14 protein-coding genes are annotated in these 18,745 nt (G+C 63.6%); 5 read left to right on the plus strand and 9 right to left on the minus strand.

Annotated elements, in window-relative coordinates:
* Positions 1–33 precede the first annotated feature (33 nt).
* Genes GRI34_RS07330 through GRI34_RS07350 form a run of 5 tightly spaced genes read left to right on the plus strand, consistent with a single transcriptional unit; the run spans position 34 to position 8,498 of the window.
* Complete coding sequence (locus GRI34_RS07330) at positions 34–1,551, plus strand: tryptophan halogenase family protein (RefSeq protein WP_160595368.1); 1,518 nt, start codon at positions 34–36, stop codon at positions 1,549–1,551.
* Complete coding sequence (locus GRI34_RS07335) at positions 1,548–3,389, plus strand: alpha-amylase family glycosyl hydrolase (protein WP_160595369.1); 1,842 nt, start codon at positions 1,548–1,550, stop codon at positions 3,387–3,389. The genes GRI34_RS07330 and GRI34_RS07335 overlap by 4 nt, the downstream gene beginning before the upstream one ends.
* Positions 3,386–4,972, plus strand: coding sequence for an alpha-amylase family glycosyl hydrolase (locus tag GRI34_RS07340; protein ID WP_160595370.1), 1,587 nt, complete (start codon positions 3,386–3,388; stop codon positions 4,970–4,972). The genes GRI34_RS07335 and GRI34_RS07340 overlap by 4 nt, the downstream gene beginning before the upstream one ends.
* The gene (locus GRI34_RS07345) at positions 4,969–7,005 is read left to right on the plus strand and encodes a glycoside hydrolase family 97 protein (protein ID WP_160595371.1); all 2,037 of its coding nucleotides are present in this window, start codon (positions 4,969–4,971) and stop codon (positions 7,003–7,005) included. Before GRI34_RS07340 ends, GRI34_RS07345 begins: the two co-directional genes overlap by 4 nt.
* Positions 7,002–8,498, plus strand: coding sequence for a tryptophan halogenase family protein (locus GRI34_RS07350; RefSeq protein ID WP_160595372.1), 1,497 nt, complete (start codon positions 7,002–7,004; stop codon positions 8,496–8,498). Before GRI34_RS07345 ends, GRI34_RS07350 begins: the two co-directional genes overlap by 4 nt.
* A gap of 6 nt (positions 8,499–8,504) precedes the next feature.
* Here the strand turns inward: GRI34_RS07350 and GRI34_RS13215 are convergent, their stop codons facing one another.
* The 9 genes from GRI34_RS13215 to murB form a co-directional block, all read right to left on the minus strand.
* On the minus strand, positions 8,505–9,476 hold the full coding sequence (locus GRI34_RS13215; protein ID WP_199800131.1) for a hypothetical protein: 972 nt from the start codon (positions 9,474–9,476) through the stop codon (positions 8,505–8,507).
* 174 nt (positions 9,477–9,650) lie between these two features.
* A complete protein-coding gene (locus GRI34_RS07355) occupies positions 9,651–10,433 on the minus strand; it encodes a Bax inhibitor-1/YccA family protein (protein WP_160595373.1) in 783 nt (260 codons plus the stop codon).
* Between the two features lie 145 nt (positions 10,434–10,578).
* Positions 10,579–11,082 (minus strand): type III secretion system chaperone family protein, encoded by a 504-nt coding sequence (locus GRI34_RS07360; protein ID WP_160595374.1) that lies wholly within the window; start codon positions 11,080–11,082, stop codon positions 10,579–10,581.
* Positions 11,083–11,227: 145 nt separating this feature from the next.
* Complete coding sequence (locus GRI34_RS07365; RefSeq protein ID WP_160595375.1) at positions 11,228–12,766, minus strand: SPOR domain-containing protein; 1,539 nt, start codon at positions 12,764–12,766, stop codon at positions 11,228–11,230.
* 45 nt (positions 12,767–12,811) lie between these two features.
* Positions 12,812–14,494, minus strand: a complete 1,683-nt coding sequence (gene ftsZ, locus GRI34_RS07370) for a cell division protein FtsZ (protein ID WP_160595376.1) — start codon at positions 14,492–14,494, stop codon at positions 12,812–12,814.
* Positions 14,495–14,627: 133 nt separating this feature from the next.
* Complete coding sequence (gene ftsA, locus GRI34_RS07375) at positions 14,628–15,920, minus strand: cell division protein FtsA (RefSeq protein WP_160595377.1); 1,293 nt, start codon at positions 15,918–15,920, stop codon at positions 14,628–14,630.
* On the minus strand, positions 15,920–16,816 hold the full coding sequence (locus GRI34_RS07380; RefSeq protein WP_160595378.1) for a cell division protein FtsQ/DivIB: 897 nt from the start codon (positions 16,814–16,816) through the stop codon (positions 15,920–15,922). Before GRI34_RS07380 ends, ftsA begins: the two co-directional genes overlap by 1 nt.
* Positions 16,809–17,786, minus strand: coding sequence for a D-alanine--D-alanine ligase (locus tag GRI34_RS07385; RefSeq protein ID WP_160595379.1), 978 nt, complete (start codon positions 17,784–17,786; stop codon positions 16,809–16,811). Before GRI34_RS07385 ends, GRI34_RS07380 begins: the two co-directional genes overlap by 8 nt.
* Positions 17,787–17,790: 4 nt before the next feature.
* A complete protein-coding gene (gene murB, locus GRI34_RS07390; RefSeq protein WP_160596438.1) occupies positions 17,791–18,714 on the minus strand; it encodes a UDP-N-acetylmuramate dehydrogenase in 924 nt (307 codons plus the stop codon).
* Positions 18,715–18,745: the final 31 nt, after the last annotated feature.

The raw sequence follows: 18,745 nt of genomic DNA on the forward strand, positions 1-18,745 counted from the left end.
GGCAATCCCGGCAGGCTCCCATAGGGTGAGCTCGTGACCGACCAGGAAACTTTCGATATCTGCATTGCCGGCGGCGGGACCGCTGGCTGGATGGCGGCCGCGCTCCTGGCACGGTTCCTGCCCGCCACACACCGGGTCACGCTGGTGGAAAGCGCAGAGATCGGAACCGTCGGCGTCGGCGAAGCCACGATCCCGCAGATCCACCTGCTCAATAGTGCCCTCGGCCTCGACGAAGCCGAATTCCTCCGCGAAACCAAGGCAACCTTCAAGCTGGGCATCGAGTTCGATGGCTGGAAGCGAGAGGGTGAGGCCTACATGCACGCTTTCGGCCCTGTCGGCCGCGCACACGGCTTGCTCCCGTTCCATCATTACTGGCTGCGCGCAAAACAGGCCGGTTGGGCCAAGCCGCTGGCCAATTATTCGCTCAACGAAATGGCAGCGCGCGCGCTCAAGATGCGCCGCGGGCCGCGCACGGCGCATTCGCCGGCGATGCCCTATGCCTATCATTTCGACGCCGGGCTCTATGCCGCCTTCTTGCGCGGATATTCCGAACAGCGCGGCGTTACACGGGTCGAAGGCACCATCGCGCGTGTCGAAAAGAACGGCGAGAACGGAAGCATCGCCGCACTGGGTCTGGGCGATGACCGCCGGATTGAAGCCGATTTCTTCATCGATTGCACCGGCTTTCGGGGCCTCCTGATCGAGCAGGCAATGGAGACCGGTTTCGACGACTGGTCCCGCTTTCTGCCCTGCGACCGGGCGATGGCAGTCCCTTGCGAGAATGGTGGCAACTTCACGCCCTACACACGCTCCATCGCGCATAAGGCCGGTTGGCAATGGCGCATCCCATTGCAGCACCGCATCGGCAACGGACTGGTCTATTCGTCGGCACACCTCGATGATGACGAGGCGGCCCGCTTGCTTCTCGGCAACCTCGACGGATCGCCGCCGGCCGATCCCAGGCCGATCCGCTTCACGACCGGGAAGCGCCGAAAGCACTGGCATGGCAACTGCCTCGCGCTAGGGCTGGCAGCAGGCTTTATGGAGCCGCTTGAGTCCACCAGCATCCACCTCGTGCAAAGCGCGGTTAGCCGGTTCCTTTCGGTTTTGCCGGGCAAGACGCCCGACCCAGCGATCGTCGACTGGTTCAACGATCAGGCGCAGTTCGAATGGACGCGCATTCGCGATTTTCTCGTCCTTCATTACTCGGCCAATGAGCGCGAGGGCGAGCCCTTCTGGGACGCAGTCCGGCACATGACCTTGCCGGATACCCTGGTGGCGAAGCTGGAAAACTGGCGCGCCACCGGTTTCATCCACCGCGAGCACGAGGAACTGTTCACCGAAGTAGGCTGGTTCCAGGTGCTCGCCGGACAGGGCGTGGAAGCGCACGATTACAACCGCCTTGCCGATACGCTCAGTGACGCCGACTTGCGCAAGCTGCTCGACGGGACCGAAGCGGCGCTCGTCGAAGAAGCGCGGCAAATGCCCTCACATCGCGATTTCCTAACCCGCTTTGCCAATCTCACTCCCCAGCAGGAAGCCTCCGCATGATCCGCCAGACACTCCCGCTTCTCGCCCTTGGCCTTGCGTCATGTGCCAATGCCCAGACCGCGCCGCAAAGCACGCCGGTCGCCGCCGAAGAGAGCTTTCGCGACCGCCTGCCGAGCGAGGAAATCGTCTATTTCGTCCTGCCCGACCGCTTCGAGAACGGCGACACCACCAACGATCTGGGCGATTTTGCTGGCGACCGGCTGAAGACGGGCTTCGACCCGTCCCAGAAGGGCTTCTTCCATGGCGGTGACCTGCAGGGGCTGACGCAGCGTCTCGACTATCTGGAAAACCTCGGCGTCACCGCGATCTGGTTCGCGCCGATTTTCCAGAACAAGCCGGTCCAGGGGCCGAAGGGCGACGAGAGCGCGGGCTATCACGGATACTGGGTGACCGACTTCACCCGCCCCGACGGGCATTTCGGCACGCGCGAGGAATTCAAGACCTTCGTCGATGCCGCCCACGCGCGCGGGATGAAGGTCTACATGGACATCATCACCAACCACACCGCCGACGTGATCCGCTATGCCGAGGGCGACGAGACCGGATACGCCTATCGCAGTCTCGGCGATTATCCGTATTCCACACGCGGCCCCGCCACCGGCGAGGCGATCAATCCGGGCTTCATGGGTCACGAGGACCGCAGCGATGCGAATTTCGCCAAGCTGCGCAATCCCGACTACGCCTACTCCCCGGTGGTGCCGGAGGCGGAACGCGACGTGAAGGTGCCCGCCTGGCTCAACGACCCGATTTATTACCACAACCGAGGCGATACGACCTTCACCGGCGAGAGCAGCCGCTTCGGCGACTTCGTCGGGCTCGACGATCTATTCACCGAGCATCCCCGCGTGCTGGAAGGCATGATCGACATCTATGCCGGCTGGATCCGCAGCACGGGTATCGACGGCTTCCGCATCGACACCGCGCGCCACGTCAATCCGGAATTCTGGCAGACTTTCGTGCCCGCCATGCTGGACGCAGCGCGCGAGAGCGGCATTCCGAATTTCCATATCTTCGGCGAAGTTTACCGCGATGACCACGACAATGGTTACATCGCGCAATACACACGCCGCGACGGCTTTCCCGCGGTGCTCGACTTCGCTTTCCAGCAGGGCATTCGCGAGGTGGTGAGCCAGAACAAGGGCACTTACATCCTCAACGAACTGTTCGATGGCGACGTGCTGTACGAAGGCGGGGAAGAGGCAGCATTGGCCATGCCGACATTTCTCGGCAATCACGACATGGGCCGCTTCACTACCATCCTGCGGTGGGACAATCCGGACATTTCGAACGCGGAGATGCTGGCACGGACCAAGCTTGCCCACGCTATGCTGCTGACACTGCGCGGATCGCCGGTGATCTACTATGGCGCGGAACAGGGCTTCGTCGGCGACGGCAATGACCAGGCGGCGCGCGAGGATATGTTCCCCAGCCGGACGGACAGCTACAACGACAATGTGCTGATCGGTACGGACGCGACCACGGCGGACAGCAATTTCGACGAGAACCACCCGCTCTACCGCCTGATTGCCGAATTTTCGCAGATGCGGCGCGCCCATCCGGCATTGCTGCGCGGGCGACAGGTGATCCGCCACTATGGCCAGGAACCCGGGTTGTTCGCCGTGAGCCGCTTCGATCCAGACGATGGGCGGGAATACCTCGCTGTTTTCAACACCAGCGGCGTGGCGCAACAGGCGAACGTGACACTCGGCTATGATGCCCGCTCGTTCGAGCAGCTGGCCGGAGACTGCCCATCTTCCGTGACTGCACCTGGCAGCGCCGCCTTTGCGCTTCCCGCATTCGGGTGGGCCGTGTGCCGCGTTGCGGAGACTGCCGAATGAGCGGCAAGCTGCCCTGGTGGAAGGGTGCGGTGATCTACCAGATCTATCCGCGCAGCTTCATGGATTCCAATAGCGATGGCATCGGTGATCTGCCGGGCATCGCGCAGCGCCTGCCGCACATTGCCGAACTTGGCGCGGACGCGATCTGGATTTCGCCGTTCTTCAAGTCGCCGATGAAGGATTTCGGCTACGACGTTTCGGATTACTGCGATGTCGACCCGATATTTGGCACCCTTGAGGATTTCGATGCAGTAATCGCCCGCTCACACGAGCTTGGTCTCAAGGTACTGATTGATCAGGTCTATTCCCACACCTCGGACGAGCACGAATGGTTCGCCAAAAGCCGATCAAGCCGCGATAATCCCAAGGCCGACTGGTATGTCTGGGCCGATGCCAAGCCCGACGGGTCGCCGCCGTCGAACTGGCAGTCGGTCTTCGGAGGGCCGGCGTGGACCTGGGATGCCCGCCGAGGTCAATATTACCTGCACAACTTCCTATCCAGCCAGCCGCAGCTCAACCTTCACAACCGCGAAGCGCAGCAGGCCGTGCTGGACGTCATGCGTTTCTGGCTCGAGCGCGGCGTCGACGGGTTCCGGATCGATGCACTCAATTTCGCGATGCACGACCCGCAACTGCGCGACAATCCCCCCGCTCCGCCGACGAACAAGCAGCGCACGCGGCCGTTCGACTTCCAGCTCAAGACCTACAACCAGAGCCATGCGGACATTCCCGCCTTCATCGAGCGGATCCGCGCGCTGACCGATGAATTCGACAGCATCTTCACCGTGGCCGAAGTCGGCGGCGACGATGCCGTGCGCGAAATGAAGGCGTTCACCGAGGGCGAGACGCACCTCAATTCGGCCTATGGGTTCAACTTCCTCTACGCCGAGGCGCTGACCCCACAGCTGGTCTGTTCCGCACTCGCCGAATGGCCGGAGCAACCTGGCCTCGGCTGGCCGAGCTGGGCGTTCGAAAACCACGATGCGCCCCGTGCGCTCAGCCGGTGGTGCAAGCCGGAAGACAGGCAGGCCTTCGCCCGTCTCAAGACGCTGCTGCTGATGAGCCTGCGCGGCAATGCGATCCTGTATTACGGCGAGGAACTCGGCCTCACGCAGGTCGACATCCCGTTCGACCAGTTGCACGATCCCGAGGCAATCGCGAACTGGCCGCTCACGCTGAGCCGCGACGGTGCACGCACCCCCATGCCGTGGGACGAAAGCGAATGCGCCGGTTTCGGCAGCACCGCACCATGGTTGCCGGTTGGCGACGACAACCGTCCCCGGTCGGTCGCAGCGCAGCATGGCGATGCAGGGTCGCTGCTCGAATTTACCAAGCAGGCGATTGCCTTGCGCAAGGCGAACCCCGCGCTCCACCACGGACGCGTCGTCGAATGCATTCACGACGGCGATATTCTCGAACTCGTCCGCGAGGCAGATGGCCAGCGCCTGCGCTGCCGCTTCAACCTTAGCAGCAAGCCTGCACAATGCAGCGATTGCGAAGGCCGCACCCTGCTTGCGATCAATGGCGCTCAGCCGACCGCCCTTCCCCCCTTCGCCGCCATCATCCTGGAGACCGACACATGATCCGCCACATCGCCCTGTTCCTGGGTGCCTCGCTCCTGCCGATCGCTGCAGCGCAGGCGGAAACGGTCACCTCGCCCGACGGGCGGATCGCGGTAACGCTCGACGCGGATGGCGAAGGCATCCCGTTCTACGAGGTCACGCGCGACGGTGTGCCGGTCATCGCCAAGTCGAACCTCGGCTTCGCCTTCACTGACGCCGACCCGATGCGGCGCAATTTCGAAGTGGTCGCTTTTCGCGAGGAAAGCCACGCCAGCACCTGGGAGCAACCCTGGGGCGAGCGCCAGTGGGTGCAGGACATTCACAACGAACTGGCCCTCACCTTCCGCCAGCGCGATGAAGACGCGCGCGAGATTACCGTGCGCATGCGCGTGTTCGACGATGGTCTGGGCTTCCGCGTCGAATTCCCGGAGACGCAGCGCCAGCCCGTCTATCGCATCGCGGAGGAATTGACCGAGTTCAACATCGCCGCCGATGGCACGGCCTGGTCGATCCCCGCAGGCGACTGGAATCGCTATGAATATCTCTATTCGAAGACCCCGGTAAGCGCGCTTTCGACCGTGCATACGCCGGTGACGATGGTCCTCGACAACGGCCTGCACCTCTCTTTCCACGAGGCGGCGCTGGTCGACTATTCGGGCATGTGGCTCCGCCGCGTGGACGACACGCGCTTCCGCGCCCAGCTGGCGCCGTCGCCGCGCGGTCCCAAGGTAATCCGCGAAGGCGCCTTCACGACGCCGTGGCGCACGATCCAGATCGCAGGCGGCCCCAAGGGACTGTTCGAGAGCAACATCATCCTCAACCTCAACGAGCCCAACAAGCTCGGCGATGTCAGCTGGTTCACCCCGCACAAATACATCGGCATCTGGTGGGAAATGCACCTCGATGACAGCAGCTGGGCAAGTGGTGAGAAGCACGGCGCGACTACGGAAAACGCCAAGCGGCACATCGACTTTGCCGCCGAGCACGGCTTTCGGGGCGTCCTGATCGAAGGCTGGAACCTGGGCTGGGACGGCACCTGGTTCGGCAATGGCCGCGAGTTCGATTTCACCACCGCCTATCCCGATTTCGATATCGTGGAGGTGGCGCGCTATGCCGAAGAAAAGGGCGCGCGCATCATCGGCCACCATGAGACGGGCGGCAACATCAAGGTCTACGAAGAACAGCTCGAAGACGCGATGGCCTTCTATGAAAGCCTCGGCATCGATGCCGTGAAGAGCGGTTACGTCGCCGATGCTGGAGGCGTTATCGCACCGGCCGGTGAAGGCGGCATGGGCGAGACCTTCGTCTGGCACGACGGGCAGGAAATGGTCCGCCATCACCTGAAGGTCGTGAAGGAAGCGGCCGAGCACAAGATCGCCATGAACCCGCATGAACCGGTCAAGGACACCGGCCTACGCCGCACCTATCCCAACTGGGTCAGTCGCGAGGGCGCTCGCGGCGCTGAATACGATGCATGGGCGGTTCCGAAGAACGATCCGGGTCATGTGCCCGAACTCATTTTCACGCGCATGCTGTCCGGTCCGATGGACTACACGCCCGGCGTGTTCTCGCTCGAGGGGCGCGGTGCGACCGCCCCCGACCTGCCGAGCACGCTTGCGCGCCAACTGGCATTCTACGTGGCAATCTATTCGCCCATCCAGATGGTTGCAGACCTGCCGGAAAACCTCGCCAAATATCCGCGCGCGCTCGACTTCGTGAAACGCGTTCCCGCAGATTGGGCCGAGAGCCTGCTGGTCGATGGCAAGGTAGGCGAATACGCCGTCATCGCCCGCCGCGACCGGGACACGTTGAACTGGTATGTCGGCGCAGTTACCGATGCGGACGAACGCGTTGCATCGGTCCCTTTGTCCTTCCTCGACCCAGGCAAGTCCTACGCCGCAAAGATCTGGCGTGACGGCGCGAAAGCCGATGGACTTGGCGCGGATCGCCATGCGATGGACGTCGAGACCATGACCGTAACCGCCGACCAGACGCTCGATCTTCGCCTTGCACCCGCAGGCGGCTTCGCGATCGAGTTCGTGCCGCAGGGGTGAGCACAGGCTCCGCTCCTCGCGTCGTCGTCCTCGGCGGCGGCAGCGCAGGATGGATCACCGCCTGCCTGCTGCATCACGAATGGGCTGCACGCGGCGGCAGTGTCACCGTCGTCGAAAGTCCCGCAATCGGGATCATCGGCGTGGGCGAAGGTTCTACGCCGCAATTGAAGGCGTTCTTCGATCACCTCGGCATAGAAGAGGCCGAGTGGATGGCGGCTTGCGACGCCACCTATAAGCTCGGTATCCGCTTCACCGGCTGGAGCGAGCGCGAGGGATGCGAGAGCTATTTCCACCCCTTCCCGGGTCCGGTCGACCTTCATACCGAGCCGAGTTTCGTCAAGAACTGCGGCCTGCGCCGCCGGGGCATAGACGTGCCCGCGCATCCGGACGACTGGTTCCTCGCAGCGCAACTCGCCAAATCGAGGCGCGGCCCGGTGCCGGAAGCGAATTTCCCCTTCCCGCAAAGCTACGGCTACCATTTCGATGCCCACAAGCTTGGCGCGTTCCTGCGCGACTGGGCGGTCCCTCGCGGTGTCACACACCGTCCGCTGAAAGTCGAAGATGTGGAGCTTGATCAGAGCGGCGATATCGCGGCGCTGCTTTGCGAAGGAGGGGAGAGGATCGAGGGCGACCTGTTCGTCGATTGCTCCGGCTTTGCAGCACTGCTCGCCGAGCAGAAGCTCGATGCGCGGTTCCTCCCGTTCGCAGAAAACCTTTTCAACGATCGCGCTGTAGTGATGCCGACATCCCACGCCGGGCCGATCGTCCCGCAGACCGAGAGCATCGCCATGAGCGCAGGTTGGCGCTGGTCGATCCCGCTGACATCGCGGGTGGGGAATGGATATGTCTATTCGTCCCGCCACATCAGCGATGACGATGCCGCCACCGAACTGGCCGACGCTTTGGGCGTCGCCGCAGACGAAGCTCAGCCGCGCTTCCTGAAGATGAAAGTCGGCAGGTTAGAGAATAGCTGGGTACGCAATTGCCTCGCCACAGGCCTGTCGCAAGGCTTCATCGAGCCGCTCGAGGCAACGGCGCTGCATATCGTCATCGCGACCGCGCTCGATTTCGCCAAGGCTTACGAAAGCGCCGGATTCACCGATACGCATCGTGACACTTTCAACCAGAGGATTGCAGCGCGATACGAAGGTATTCGCGACTATATCGTTGCGCACTATCGCATGAACCAGCGCAGCGACACGGACTACTGGCGACAGAACGCAGCGAACCAGTCGCTTTCTGACGATCTGAAGGCGATGATGACCGCCTGGTTCACGCATGGCTCGATCGAGGAGGCCAACACCAAGGCCTATGGTCCCGCTGCGCCATACGCCCCGATGAGCTGGCATGCGCTGTTCGCGGGCTACGGCACCTTTCCGCCGCCTGCCAGGATGCAGGCACCCCCGTCCGGCCTGGACGTGGCGGATCGCGAGGCAGCCCGCACCTTGCTGGCTGCCTGCGCGCTCAATTTCCCGGAGTATGCACCGGCTTAGGCAACCCTAGCGTTGCGGATCGGGGGTATCGTCTGGTCCGACTTGCGCCTGGCCCTGCACCACTTCACCCGACTGGAAAATCGGACCTTCGGTGGGCAGCGTTGATACCGTCTCTCCGGTTTCCTCGTTCTGTGTCGCCACGATTACCGGCTGGACGCCGGCCGCAGGCGGCAGGTCCACCGGAGCCTGCGTTTCGCTGGCCACCGTAACCGGGGCCGTCGCAGGCATGGAGTTCACCAGCGTTTGGCCCGGGGCGACATCGACATCGGGGCTCAGCGGATTGGTATAACCCTGCACGGTCGTGGTGACGGTGGGCGGACCGTACTTCGAATCCCACGCAGCAAGGTCCACGCGGTACTGTTCGTACGCACGGTAGAAATTGTTAAATACGCCCTCGATCCGCGGGAGCGCCACGGCGGCGAAGCTGTCGAGAGAGCCGACCTCTGCGGTCAGCGCATCGCGGCTTACTGCCAGCGCCGCGTCACAGAAATTGCTCATGGCGGGCGGCAGGGCGAAATAGTTGTAGACCTGCGTCATGTAGGAATCCTGCACGTCCCGATACGTCGCGCCGTACTTCTGGCGGAATTCTCCCTGGAGAGCGCGATTGGTCGCCGAAAGTTGGCGCGCGTTGCGCTTCAGGAAGGCGCCGTAATTGTCGACCAGCATCGTCGCCTGCGGCTCGGGGCAATTGAGCGCCGCGACGTTGAGCGCGGAGCGCAGGTTCCACACAGTCTGTGCCGGGGTGAGGTTCGCATTGACGGTCTGGCGCACGCCATCGACGGCTACCAGCGGAATGGTCATGCCGGTCGTCGCACCCATTGGCGGGACCGGGCGCGGCGGAATGACTACCGGCGCGGGCGGCGGAGGAGGCGGCGGAGGCGGCGGTGGAGGAGGTGGCGGTGTCGCGCAGGCTGAAAGAGCAAGCAGGCCGCCAGCGATGGCGGCAAAGCGAATGGTGATGTGCGAATTGCGGCTCACGGCGCGCGGACCCTCCTCAAGGATTATGCTGGCTTCATTCTGAACGCGTCACGATTGACCCGCGATGAAGCGTTTCCCCTTACTACCCCCTTGAGCGGACAAAGAAAATGCCCGGGGCGCAAGTTACGCCCCGGGCACGATCAAACGACTCACTGCTGCGGTCGGTGGTTGGGATTACTCCCGATTGCCGAGGAACTGCAGCAGGAACATGAACAGGTTGATGAAGTCGAGATAGAGGCTGAGTGCGCCCATCACGATCGCCTTGCCCGCATATTCGGTGCCGCGGACATAGTGATACTCGTTCTTAAGGCGCTGCGTATCGTAGGCAGTGAAGCCTGCGAAGATCAGCACGCCGAGAATGTTGATCACCAGACCCATCGCGCCCGACTGGAAGAAGAACGCGTTGAGCAGCATCGCCACGATGATGCCGATCAGACCCATGAGCAGGAAGCTGCCCCAGCCCGAAAGGTTCTTCTTCGTGGTGTAGCCGAACAGGCTAAGACCCGCGAAGGCGGCGGCCGAAGCGAAGAAGGCGGAAGCGATCGATTCACCAGTATAGGTGGCGAAGATCGTCGACATCGACATGCCGAACAGTACCGCAAAGCTCCAGAACATGGCCTGGAGCGTGCCCTTGCTGAAACGCTGTACCCCGCCGAAGCTCAGCACCAGGATGAATGCGAGCGGCGAAAGCGAGATGATCCAGCCAAGCATGGTCGGCTGAACAGCGGCACCGCGCGGCGTCTGGACGACCTGGTAGGCCGCTTCGAACAGGGCGGTGTTGACGAACAACAGGGCGACGATGCCGGTAAGCAGCACGCCCGAAGCCATCATGTTGTAGATCGACAGCATGTGCTGGCGCAGGCCAGCATCGAAAGTGGTCTGGCGGGATACGGCATCACCCGCACGCGGCACGGACGAGGTCGCCTGCCTCTGGTCGGTGTCGTTCCAATCGGCCATTTTCAAAAACTCCCAATTGCGGAGACAATTCACCCCGCTTCTGGAGGGAATATCGGGTTTATTCCCTCCGATTTCAAGCGAAACCGGACGCGGTTTGCCTAATGGAAATCAACCATTTGCGCGGATCGGAGCCGCATTCGGCAGTTCAGGCTTCGCCGGCGGCATCCACCATGGCCGCTTTGAGCGCATCTGCGGGGCTCTTGTCGCCCCACAGCACGAACTGGAAAGCGGGGTAGAACCGGTCGCATTCCTCGACCGCGATCTCGACTAGCGATTGCGCCTGGCCAAGGCTGAGAAGCCCCTCGTCGCCCAGCATCGTACCATTGCGATAAAGCAGCACGCCGCCGTTCGACCAGATATCGAAATGGCCGAGCCACATCTGTTCGTTGACCATGGTCACGAGCTCCTGCGCAACCGCCCGCTTTTCATCGGAAATCCGGATTTCCGGCAGGCACAGCAATTGCAGGACCATGTCCTCTGGACGCCAGATCCCGCGCAGCTGGTAGGTGGTCCAGCTGCCCTGCACTTCACCGCTCATCTCGTCGCCGGTTGCACCGCACGGCCAACCGCGAGCCTCGAACAGGGCGGTCAGCATTTCAAGCGGAGCGGCGTCCTCTTCTGCCTCGAAGCGGCTTTCGGAGGTTCTCATCGTGGCGATCCCGTGGCTCTCATGTGAGGCCTTGTGCAGGTCGCCCCGCCCGCTTGGCAATCGAACGTCCCAAGCGGGTTGGGGAGAACGCAATCGGCTTGTGCAAAGCTTGTGCACAAGCCGAACTTACGGATAGGCCGGCGCCCTAATCGAGCGAGGCGATTTCCTGGCCCTCGTCGCTGGAGAAGGGGAAGCTGTCGATTTCAAGTTCGCGCAAGCGGTTCACGACATCACGCGCTGCATTGCGCGATTCGTAAGGCCCGGAAAGCAGCCGGTTGGCCTCTCCCCAAGGCGTAACGAAGGGGCCCTTCCCGTTCAGCAGCCCGTCGGCATTGCGGGCAATGCGGCGCCAGTCGAAACGCAGCGCGGAAGTATCGCGGCCCGTCGCGACCTGTACCCAGTGGCGCGCAGGATGTGCTGGCGGAGGGGGTGCAGGCGGCTCGGCTCTCTCGCGGGGCGCCTCGATACGGGTGATGTCGACAGCACCCTGGCGCGGAGCCGCGCTTGCTTCTGCCAGGTCGAAACCGGCGAAGGCGTCGGCCACGCTTACCTCTTCCTGAGCCTTCGGGAGAAGCGCCTCGGGCGGTGTGGTGGGTGATACAGTGGCAACCGGCGTGGCTTGCGGTGCGGCCACCGTAGGTGGCGGCGCCGCGGCAACAGCAGGCGCCGGGGCAGGAGCGACGGCCTGGACCGGCTGTTCCGTCCTTACCGGACGTTCGACGCTGCGGGTAGGCCTGAAAATCGTGCGGTCCGACCGGTCGCTGGGCTGCTCCACCCTTTCGAGTTGTGGTGCCGTCCGCTGGCGGGTGGGCCGTTCCGGTTCACGCGGCTGTCCCAGCGCAGGTCCGGTCGGGGCGAGCGCCACGTCGGCGGAGCGTACCGCCGGACTGTCGTATCGCGCGATTGCGGGATCGTCCCGCCCGATCGCCGCCGTGCGCGGGAACACGCCAAGCGTGCCGGCAGCTGCCTGCTGCGCCGCGGTAAGCTGCGGCATGTATCTAAGGTAGGGTTCGACCCTTGCGGCCATCGCTCGCGGCATCATGTCGCGCGCGATCTGGATCGCTGCATCCGTTTCACCAAGGACGGCAAGCCCGAAAGAGCGTGTGCGAAAGGCCGCATTGTCACCCTGTTGCAAGAGCGGCAGCAATGTCGCTTCGAAACCCGCCTTGTCGCCGGAGATGGCCTGGCTCAAGGCAAGGTTGCGGCGCACCTCGGCATCTTCACCCTGTTGCAGGGCGAGCCGGTAGAGTGACTGCGCACTGGCGGAATCGCCAACCAGATCGAAGGCAAGTCCCCGTGTCGCGGCCATGCGCTGTGGCTGCACGCCCGCACGCTCGGCTTGCGCGAACAGTTGCAGGGCTTCTACCGGGCGGCGAGAATAGGTGTAGGCTTGCGCAAGCCCGAGGGTCACGCGGCTGTTATTGGGCGAGATGTCCTGCGCCCTGCCGAAGAATCCGATCGCGGCCGGAATGTCGCCCAGTTTGAGGGCTGCCTCGCCGGCATCGAGCAAGGCATCGACATCGCCCGAATTGCGGGCCAGTCGTTGCAGGGCGGAGTTCAGTTCGCTCGTCCCTTCGGCCGGCAGCGGCTGGACGACTTCCTGCGCAGCCAAAGGGCCGGTCATGCCAAGCGCTAGCGCGCAGGCAGCCAGGCTCAGGGCACGATGTGTCACGGAACTGGTCATGATCTCCCCTTGCAACGCCTGACGGGTCGCGAGAGTTTCAGGAGATTACTGGTTGTTCTGGCGACCGAGGAAACGCGGGATGTTGAGCGAACCGCTGCTGCTGTCGTCGCCATCCTCGTCTTCGTCGTCACTGTCGGTTTCGCTTTCGGAAGAACCGGAACCGCGCGACAGGTTGGCCATGCGCTCGAAGAGCGTGCTGCCCTGCGACGCACCGCCACCTTCATTACCGCCGCCAAGGACCGGCTGCTTCTTCGCGGGCTTGCTCTGCAGCGGGCTGTCGCCGTCGACGAACTGGTCCGCACCGAGCTGGAGTTCGTCTTGGCCCGCACCGTCGTCGATCGGGTCGGACAGGTCGAGCGGTGAGCCCGATGCGCCCTCGCCTTCGTCGGTCCAGCCGTCGCCAGAACCGAACGAGCCGTCTTCGGCCGGTTCGGGTGCCTCGCTGCCGAAGGAATCGAAACGCTCGGTCTCTTCGTTGCGAAGGCCCGCGAGCGGGTCGACGATGCCGTCGACATCATCTTCTTCCTCGCCTTCGTCACCGAAATCGTCGGCACTTGCGGCGGAGAGGCCAGTCGAGCTCACTTCGTTTTCATGGGCCTCATCCTGCGGCTCGTCGTCGAGGCCGGCGGAGAGACCTTCGCTCAGTTCGAATGGCTCGTCGTCTTCTTCGACACTGTCGCTCGGCAGGTCGAGGACCGGGCGCTGCGGTGCGCGCGCGTCGGACATCGAGAAGCTCTGCGACTGCGGAGCGGCACCGATGCCGGACTGTTCGATGCCGGTGGCGACCACGGATACGCGGATCTTGCCTTCGAGGTCGGGGTTAAACGCGCTGCCCCAGATGATGTTCGCGTCTTCGTCGACCAGTTCGCGGATGTGGTTGGCCGCCTCGTCGACTTCGAGCAGCTTCATGTCTTCACCGCCGATGATCGAGATGATGACGCCCTTCGCGCCGGTCATGCTGACGCCGTCGAGCAGCGGGTTCGCAATGGCCAGTTCCGCAGCTTCGAGCGCGCGGTTGTCGCCTTCGCCTTCGCCGGTGCCCATCATCGCCTTGCCCATTTCGCTCATCACCGAGCGAACGTCGGCGAAGTCGAGATTGATGAGGCCGGGCATGACCATGAGGTCGGTGATCGAGCGGACACCCTGCTGCAGCACCTCGTCGGCGAGCATGAAGGCTTCCTTGAAGGTGGTTTCCGCCTTGGCGACCAGGAACAGGTTCTGGTTCGGAATGACGATCAGCGTGTCAACGTGCTTCTGCAGCTCTTCGATACCGGCTTCTGCTGCGCGCATGCGGCGCGTACCCTCGAACAGGAACGGCTTGGTGACGACGCCAACGGTAAGGACGCCCTTGCGGCGTGCAGCCTCCGCGATGACAGGTGCCGCACCTGTTCCGGTGCCGCCGCCCATGCCGGCCGCGATGAAGAGCATGTTGCAGCCTTCAAGCGCGTCTTCGAGATCTTCGACCGTTTCTTCGGCCGCTGCCTTGCCAACTTCGGGACGGGCGCCTGCACCAAGACCGCCGGTGATGTCGGGGCCGAGCTGGATGCGCTTTTCGGAAGCTGAAGTGGACAGCGCCTGTGCATCGGTGTTCGCAACGAGGAAGTCGACGCCCTCGATCTGGGCTTCGATCATGTTCGCGATTGCGTTGCCGCCTGCACCGCCAACGCCGATGACCATGATCTTGGGGCGGAGATCGTCGCTGGATGCGGGACCGATATTGATGCTCATTGAGCTTTCCTCGAAGTAAAAAGTCGCCTGAAAACGGTTATGTCACACCTAAGCGCAAAAGCGAATCGCTGTGACCTTGGTAAATAGCCTTATCCACAAGGGCTGAAGCAGGGGTTACGCTACGTATCACCCCCTAAAAATACTCTCTCACTGCCTGCATGACCCGATTGACCAGTCCCAGCCCCGAATAGCGGCGGGTCGGTTGGTAGCCCGGGCCAATTGACCGGATATCGACCGGATCTTCCGCGGCGTAGAGGCACAGGCCGGCCAGCGTGGCGAAACCCGGGGTTGCGTGCGCTTCGGGCAAACCGCGCAAGGATGGCGGTTTTCCGATGCGAACGGGCATGCCTAGCGCACCCTGCATGAATTCGGCGATGCCGTGCAATTCCGCCCCGCCGCCGCTCAGTACGACCTGGCCCCCGCTCGCACCCGAAAAGCCCATAGCCTTCAGGCTCTTGCCGACTTCGCTGGTCAGCGCGCCGAGACGATCCGTGACGATGGAAACGAGTTCAGCGCGGGGGATGCGATTGTGTTCGTCCGCCCCGCGTGCAGGCTGGCCGGTGGGCCCTTCCTCCGGCGAATTGACGGGGATCATCTCGCGGTGGTCGCTGGGCGTGGCGATGGCCGAGCCGGACACGCACTTCAGGCGCTCCGCCTGGCTGCGCCTGATGCCGAGCGAGGAGGCGATGGCATCGGTAATGTCGTTGGAGCCGACAGGAATGGACCTCAGCCCCAAAAGCATGCCGCCCGCATGGACGGAGACATTCGTGACCTGCGCGCCGATTTCGACCAGCGCAACGCCAAGATCGCGTTCTTCGGCACTGAGGCAGGCATAGGCAGCGGCGAGCGGGCTGGCGACCACGCCCTCGACGTCCAGGTGCGCGCTCTGCACGGCTTCGATGAGGTTCCGTACCGGCGCGCCTTCGGCCAGCGTCACATGGACATCGACGCCGAGCGATTCCGCGTGCAGCCCGGAAGGGTTCGCAATGCCATGCGCCCCATCGAGCGAATAATGCGCTGGCTGTGCATGGAGGACCATGCGCCCGTCGGGCTGGATATGGTCGCGCGCGGCAAACAGCAGGTGTTCGATATCGTCTTCGTCGATCCGCCGTCCGCCGATGGCTATTTCCACGCTCGCAACCTTGCTCGAGAGGCCTGCTCCCGCGCAGCCGATCCAGACGCTGGAAACAGACGTGTTCGCGTTCGCTTCCGCCTTCTCGACCGCATTGCGGATCGCGTGGGTCGCAGCGCGCATATCGGTGACATAGCCGCGCTTGATGCCTTCGCTCTTGCGGTGCGAGGAGCCGAGCACGACCATTTCGCCGTCTTCCGCCTGGCCCATGATCATGGCCGACACGCGGAACGAGCCGATGTTGACTGCGCCGAAGACGCGATTGACGCGCGGGAGGGGGGCTGCGGACGCCATTATTGCGAGCTCATGCCCTTGGGACACGGGCCGTCCTGGCATCGCAGATAGGCACGGTCGGGCACCCGCATGTCGATCGCCACGGCCTTGCCCCCGATCAGGCGATTGCGCCCGTCCATCTCCGCAAACTTCACCAGCGCGGCAGGTCCCTGGTCGCCTTCCGGCAGGGCCAGGAGCTGGCCGGTCTTGAAAGTCAGGTTCCAGCGGCGGTTGCCCACCCATTCGGCGGCCACGATCTGCGGCTTCAAGGCAGGCGCCGCATCCAGCAGCTTGCCGAGTTCGGCGACCTGTTTCTGCGCGCCGGGGCCGGAAATGAGCAGCTGCCCCTTGGCATCTTCCGACGATACCGGCTCGAGCTCATGACCCTCCGGATCGACCAAGACGAGCCGGTCGGGCTTGACCAGAACGGCGTGAGGCGCGCGTTCGACAATGTCGATCCGCAAGGTATCGGGCAGTTGCCGCGAAACCCGCGCATCCTTGACCCAGGACAGCTCCAGCAGGCGTTCGCGCACCTCTTCCACATCGACGAGCGGCATGGGCCGGTCGGTTTCGCCGAGCACGCGCTGGTAGACCAATTGCTCGCTCATCCGCTCGACGCCGGTGACGCGCACCGTGCGCACCTCATAGCCTGCACGGCTGGCCGATTTCGCCAGTTCGGTACGGGCAAGTTCCGGCACGCCCGCATAGCTCGCGACCGTCCAGGCTATGCCCAGCCCTGCCGCCACGATCAGGAACAGGAAGAACTTGTGCCACTGCTCTTCGGTGAAAGGCAGTGCTGCCATGGCCCGGTCGAGGAAGCCGGACGTGTGCCGCTTGGCCGCGCGCGCCTTCTGGCTGCGATTGCGGGCCGCGGCAGAGCGCCGCACACCCGTCGGCTTACGCTTGACCTTAGCCATCGCCGCCCCCTTTGCGTGCGGCGAAATCGCGCAGAGCGGCGGCAATGATGGTTTCTACCAGCTCGCCATATTCCATCCCCGCATAGCGGCCCTGCTCGGGCACGAGGCTGAGCGGGGTCATGCCAGGCTGCGTGTTGGTTTCCAGTACGAAGAGGCCGTCCTCGCCCTGCGTATCGTCCCAGCGGAAGTCGGTACGGCTGGTACCCTTGCAGCCGAGCAGCCTGTGCGCCTTCAGGGCTATCTCGAGGCATAGCTTCTCGATCTGCTCCGGGATTTCGGCTGGGCAGATGTGGTCGGTCATGCCGTCGGTATACTTGGCATCGAAATCGTAGAACCCGCTCTTGGGTTTGAGTTCGGTCACGGCCAGTGCGCGCGGCCCTTCCTCGAAATCCACGACGGCGGAGGTCAGCTCCAGCCCGCGAATGAACGGTTCTGCCAGAAGTTCGTCGAAATCCTGCCATGGCCCCTTCGCGTCTCGCGCGATCGGATTGCCGTAATTCCCGTCATCGGTGACGATGGCGACCCCGACCGAGCTGCCTTCGTTGACGGGCTTGAGCACATAGGGGCGCGGCATCGGATCGCGTTCGAACAGGTCGGCGCTCTTGACGATGCGCCCGCCGGGCATGGGGATGCCGTGGGGGACCAGCGCCTGCTTGGTCAGTTGCTTGTCGATGGCGACGACCGATGTGGCGAGACCCGAATGCGTATAAGGCACGCCCATCAGGTCGAGCATGCCCTGCACCGTCCCGTCTTCGCCCGGAACGCCGTGGAGTGCATTGAAGACCACGTCAGGCGCAGCCTCGGCTATCCGCTCCGCAACCTGCCGGTCCATATCGATGCGCGTGACTTGGTGACCGCGCTCTTCCAGCGCTTTCGCAACGCCTTCACCCGACATCAGGCTGACGGGTCGTTCATTGGCCCAGCCGCCCATGAGGACAGCGACATGGATTTTGCGGTCGAGAATGCTCATTGTCTCAGGGCCTTCCTACCCGCTGGATTTCCCATTCGAGTTCGACGCCCGAATGCTCGTAAACGCGGCGTCGGACTTCCTCGCCCAATCCTTCGATATCGGCGCTGGTGGCATCGCCGGTGTTGATCAGGAAGTTGGTGTGTTTCTCGCTCACCTGTGCGCCGCCCATGGTGAGGCCGCGGCACCCGGCCGCATCGACCAATTCCCACGCCTTCTTGCCCGGGGGGTTCTTGAAGGTTGATCCGCCGGTCTTGGTCCGCAGCGGCTGCGAATTCTCGCGCGCTTCAGCAATGCGGTCCATCTCCGCGCCGATTTCTTCGGGGTCGCCCTGATGCCCCTGGAAGCGGGCGGATACGACCACCGCGCCTTCGGGCAGGACCGAGTGGCGATAGGTATATTCGAGATCGGTCGCCGGCAGGGTCACCAGTTCACCGCCCGGCAGGATAACGTCGCAATCGATCAGCACATCGGACACTTCGCGCCCATACGCACCGCCGTTCATGCGCACGAAGCCGCCGACCGTACCGGGGATGCCGCGCATGAATTCCAGACCTGCGACGCCTTCATCGCGCGCCGCGCTGGCGACGAGGATGCCGTGTGCACCGCCGCCGCAGCTGACGACCTCGCCGTCGATCGAAACATTCGCGAACGGCTTGCCCAGCTTGATGACCACGCCCGGTACGCCGCCGTCGCGAATGATCATGTTGGAGCCGAGGCCAAGTGCCATGACGGGCAAATCGCCGCCCAGGCGTTCGAGGAACAGCCGCAGATCGTCGAGGTCTTCCGGTTCGAACATCCAGTCCGCACAGCCGCCGGTCTTGAACCACACCAGCTTCGCCAGCGGTGCCTGCGGTGTCAGCTTGCCGCGCAGCCCATCGATCGAAACCGGAGCTGCAACGCTGCCCTCGACCTCGCAGTCGGGAGCCATGCCGCTATCCCAATTGGGTACGTCATCGGGC

Source organism: Qipengyuania aquimaris, assembly GCF_009827445.1.
Classification (GTDB): domain Bacteria; phylum Pseudomonadota; class Alphaproteobacteria; order Sphingomonadales; family Sphingomonadaceae; genus Qipengyuania; species Qipengyuania aquimaris.

Coding starts and splice junctions, on each gene's coding strand:
- GRI34_RS07335 (WP_160595369.1), top strand. CDS start 1,548: ATGATCCGCCAGACACTCCCGCTTCTCGCCCTTGGCCTTGCGTCATGT.
- GRI34_RS07340 (WP_160595370.1), top strand. CDS start 3,386: ATGAGCGGCAAGCTGCCCTGGTGGAAGGGTGCGGTGATCTACCAGATC.
- GRI34_RS07345 (WP_160595371.1), top strand. CDS start 4,969: ATGATCCGCCACATCGCCCTGTTCCTGGGTGCCTCGCTCCTGCCGATC.
- GRI34_RS07355 (WP_160595373.1), bottom strand. CDS start 10,433: ATGGCCGATTGGAACGACACCGACCAGAGGCAGGCGACCTCGTCCGTG.
- GRI34_RS07360 (WP_160595374.1), bottom strand. CDS start 11,082: ATGAGAACCTCCGAAAGCCGCTTCGAGGCAGAAGAGGACGCCGCTCCG.
- GRI34_RS07365 (WP_160595375.1), bottom strand. CDS start 12,766: ATGACCAGTTCCGTGACACATCGTGCCCTGAGCCTGGCTGCCTGCGCG.
- ftsZ (WP_160595376.1), bottom strand. CDS start 14,494: ATGAGCATCAATATCGGTCCCGCATCCAGCGACGATCTCCGCCCCAAG.
- ftsA (WP_160595377.1), bottom strand. CDS start 15,920: ATGGCGTCCGCAGCCCCCCTCCCGCGCGTCAATCGCGTCTTCGGCGCA.
- GRI34_RS07380 (WP_160595378.1), bottom strand. CDS start 16,816: ATGGCTAAGGTCAAGCGTAAGCCGACGGGTGTGCGGCGCTCTGCCGCG.
- GRI34_RS07385 (WP_160595379.1), bottom strand. CDS start 17,786: ATGAGCATTCTCGACCGCAAAATCCATGTCGCTGTCCTCATGGGCGGC.
- murB (WP_160596438.1), bottom strand. CDS start 18,714: ATGGCTCCCGACTGCGAGGTCGAGGGCAGCGTTGCAGCTCCGGTTTCG.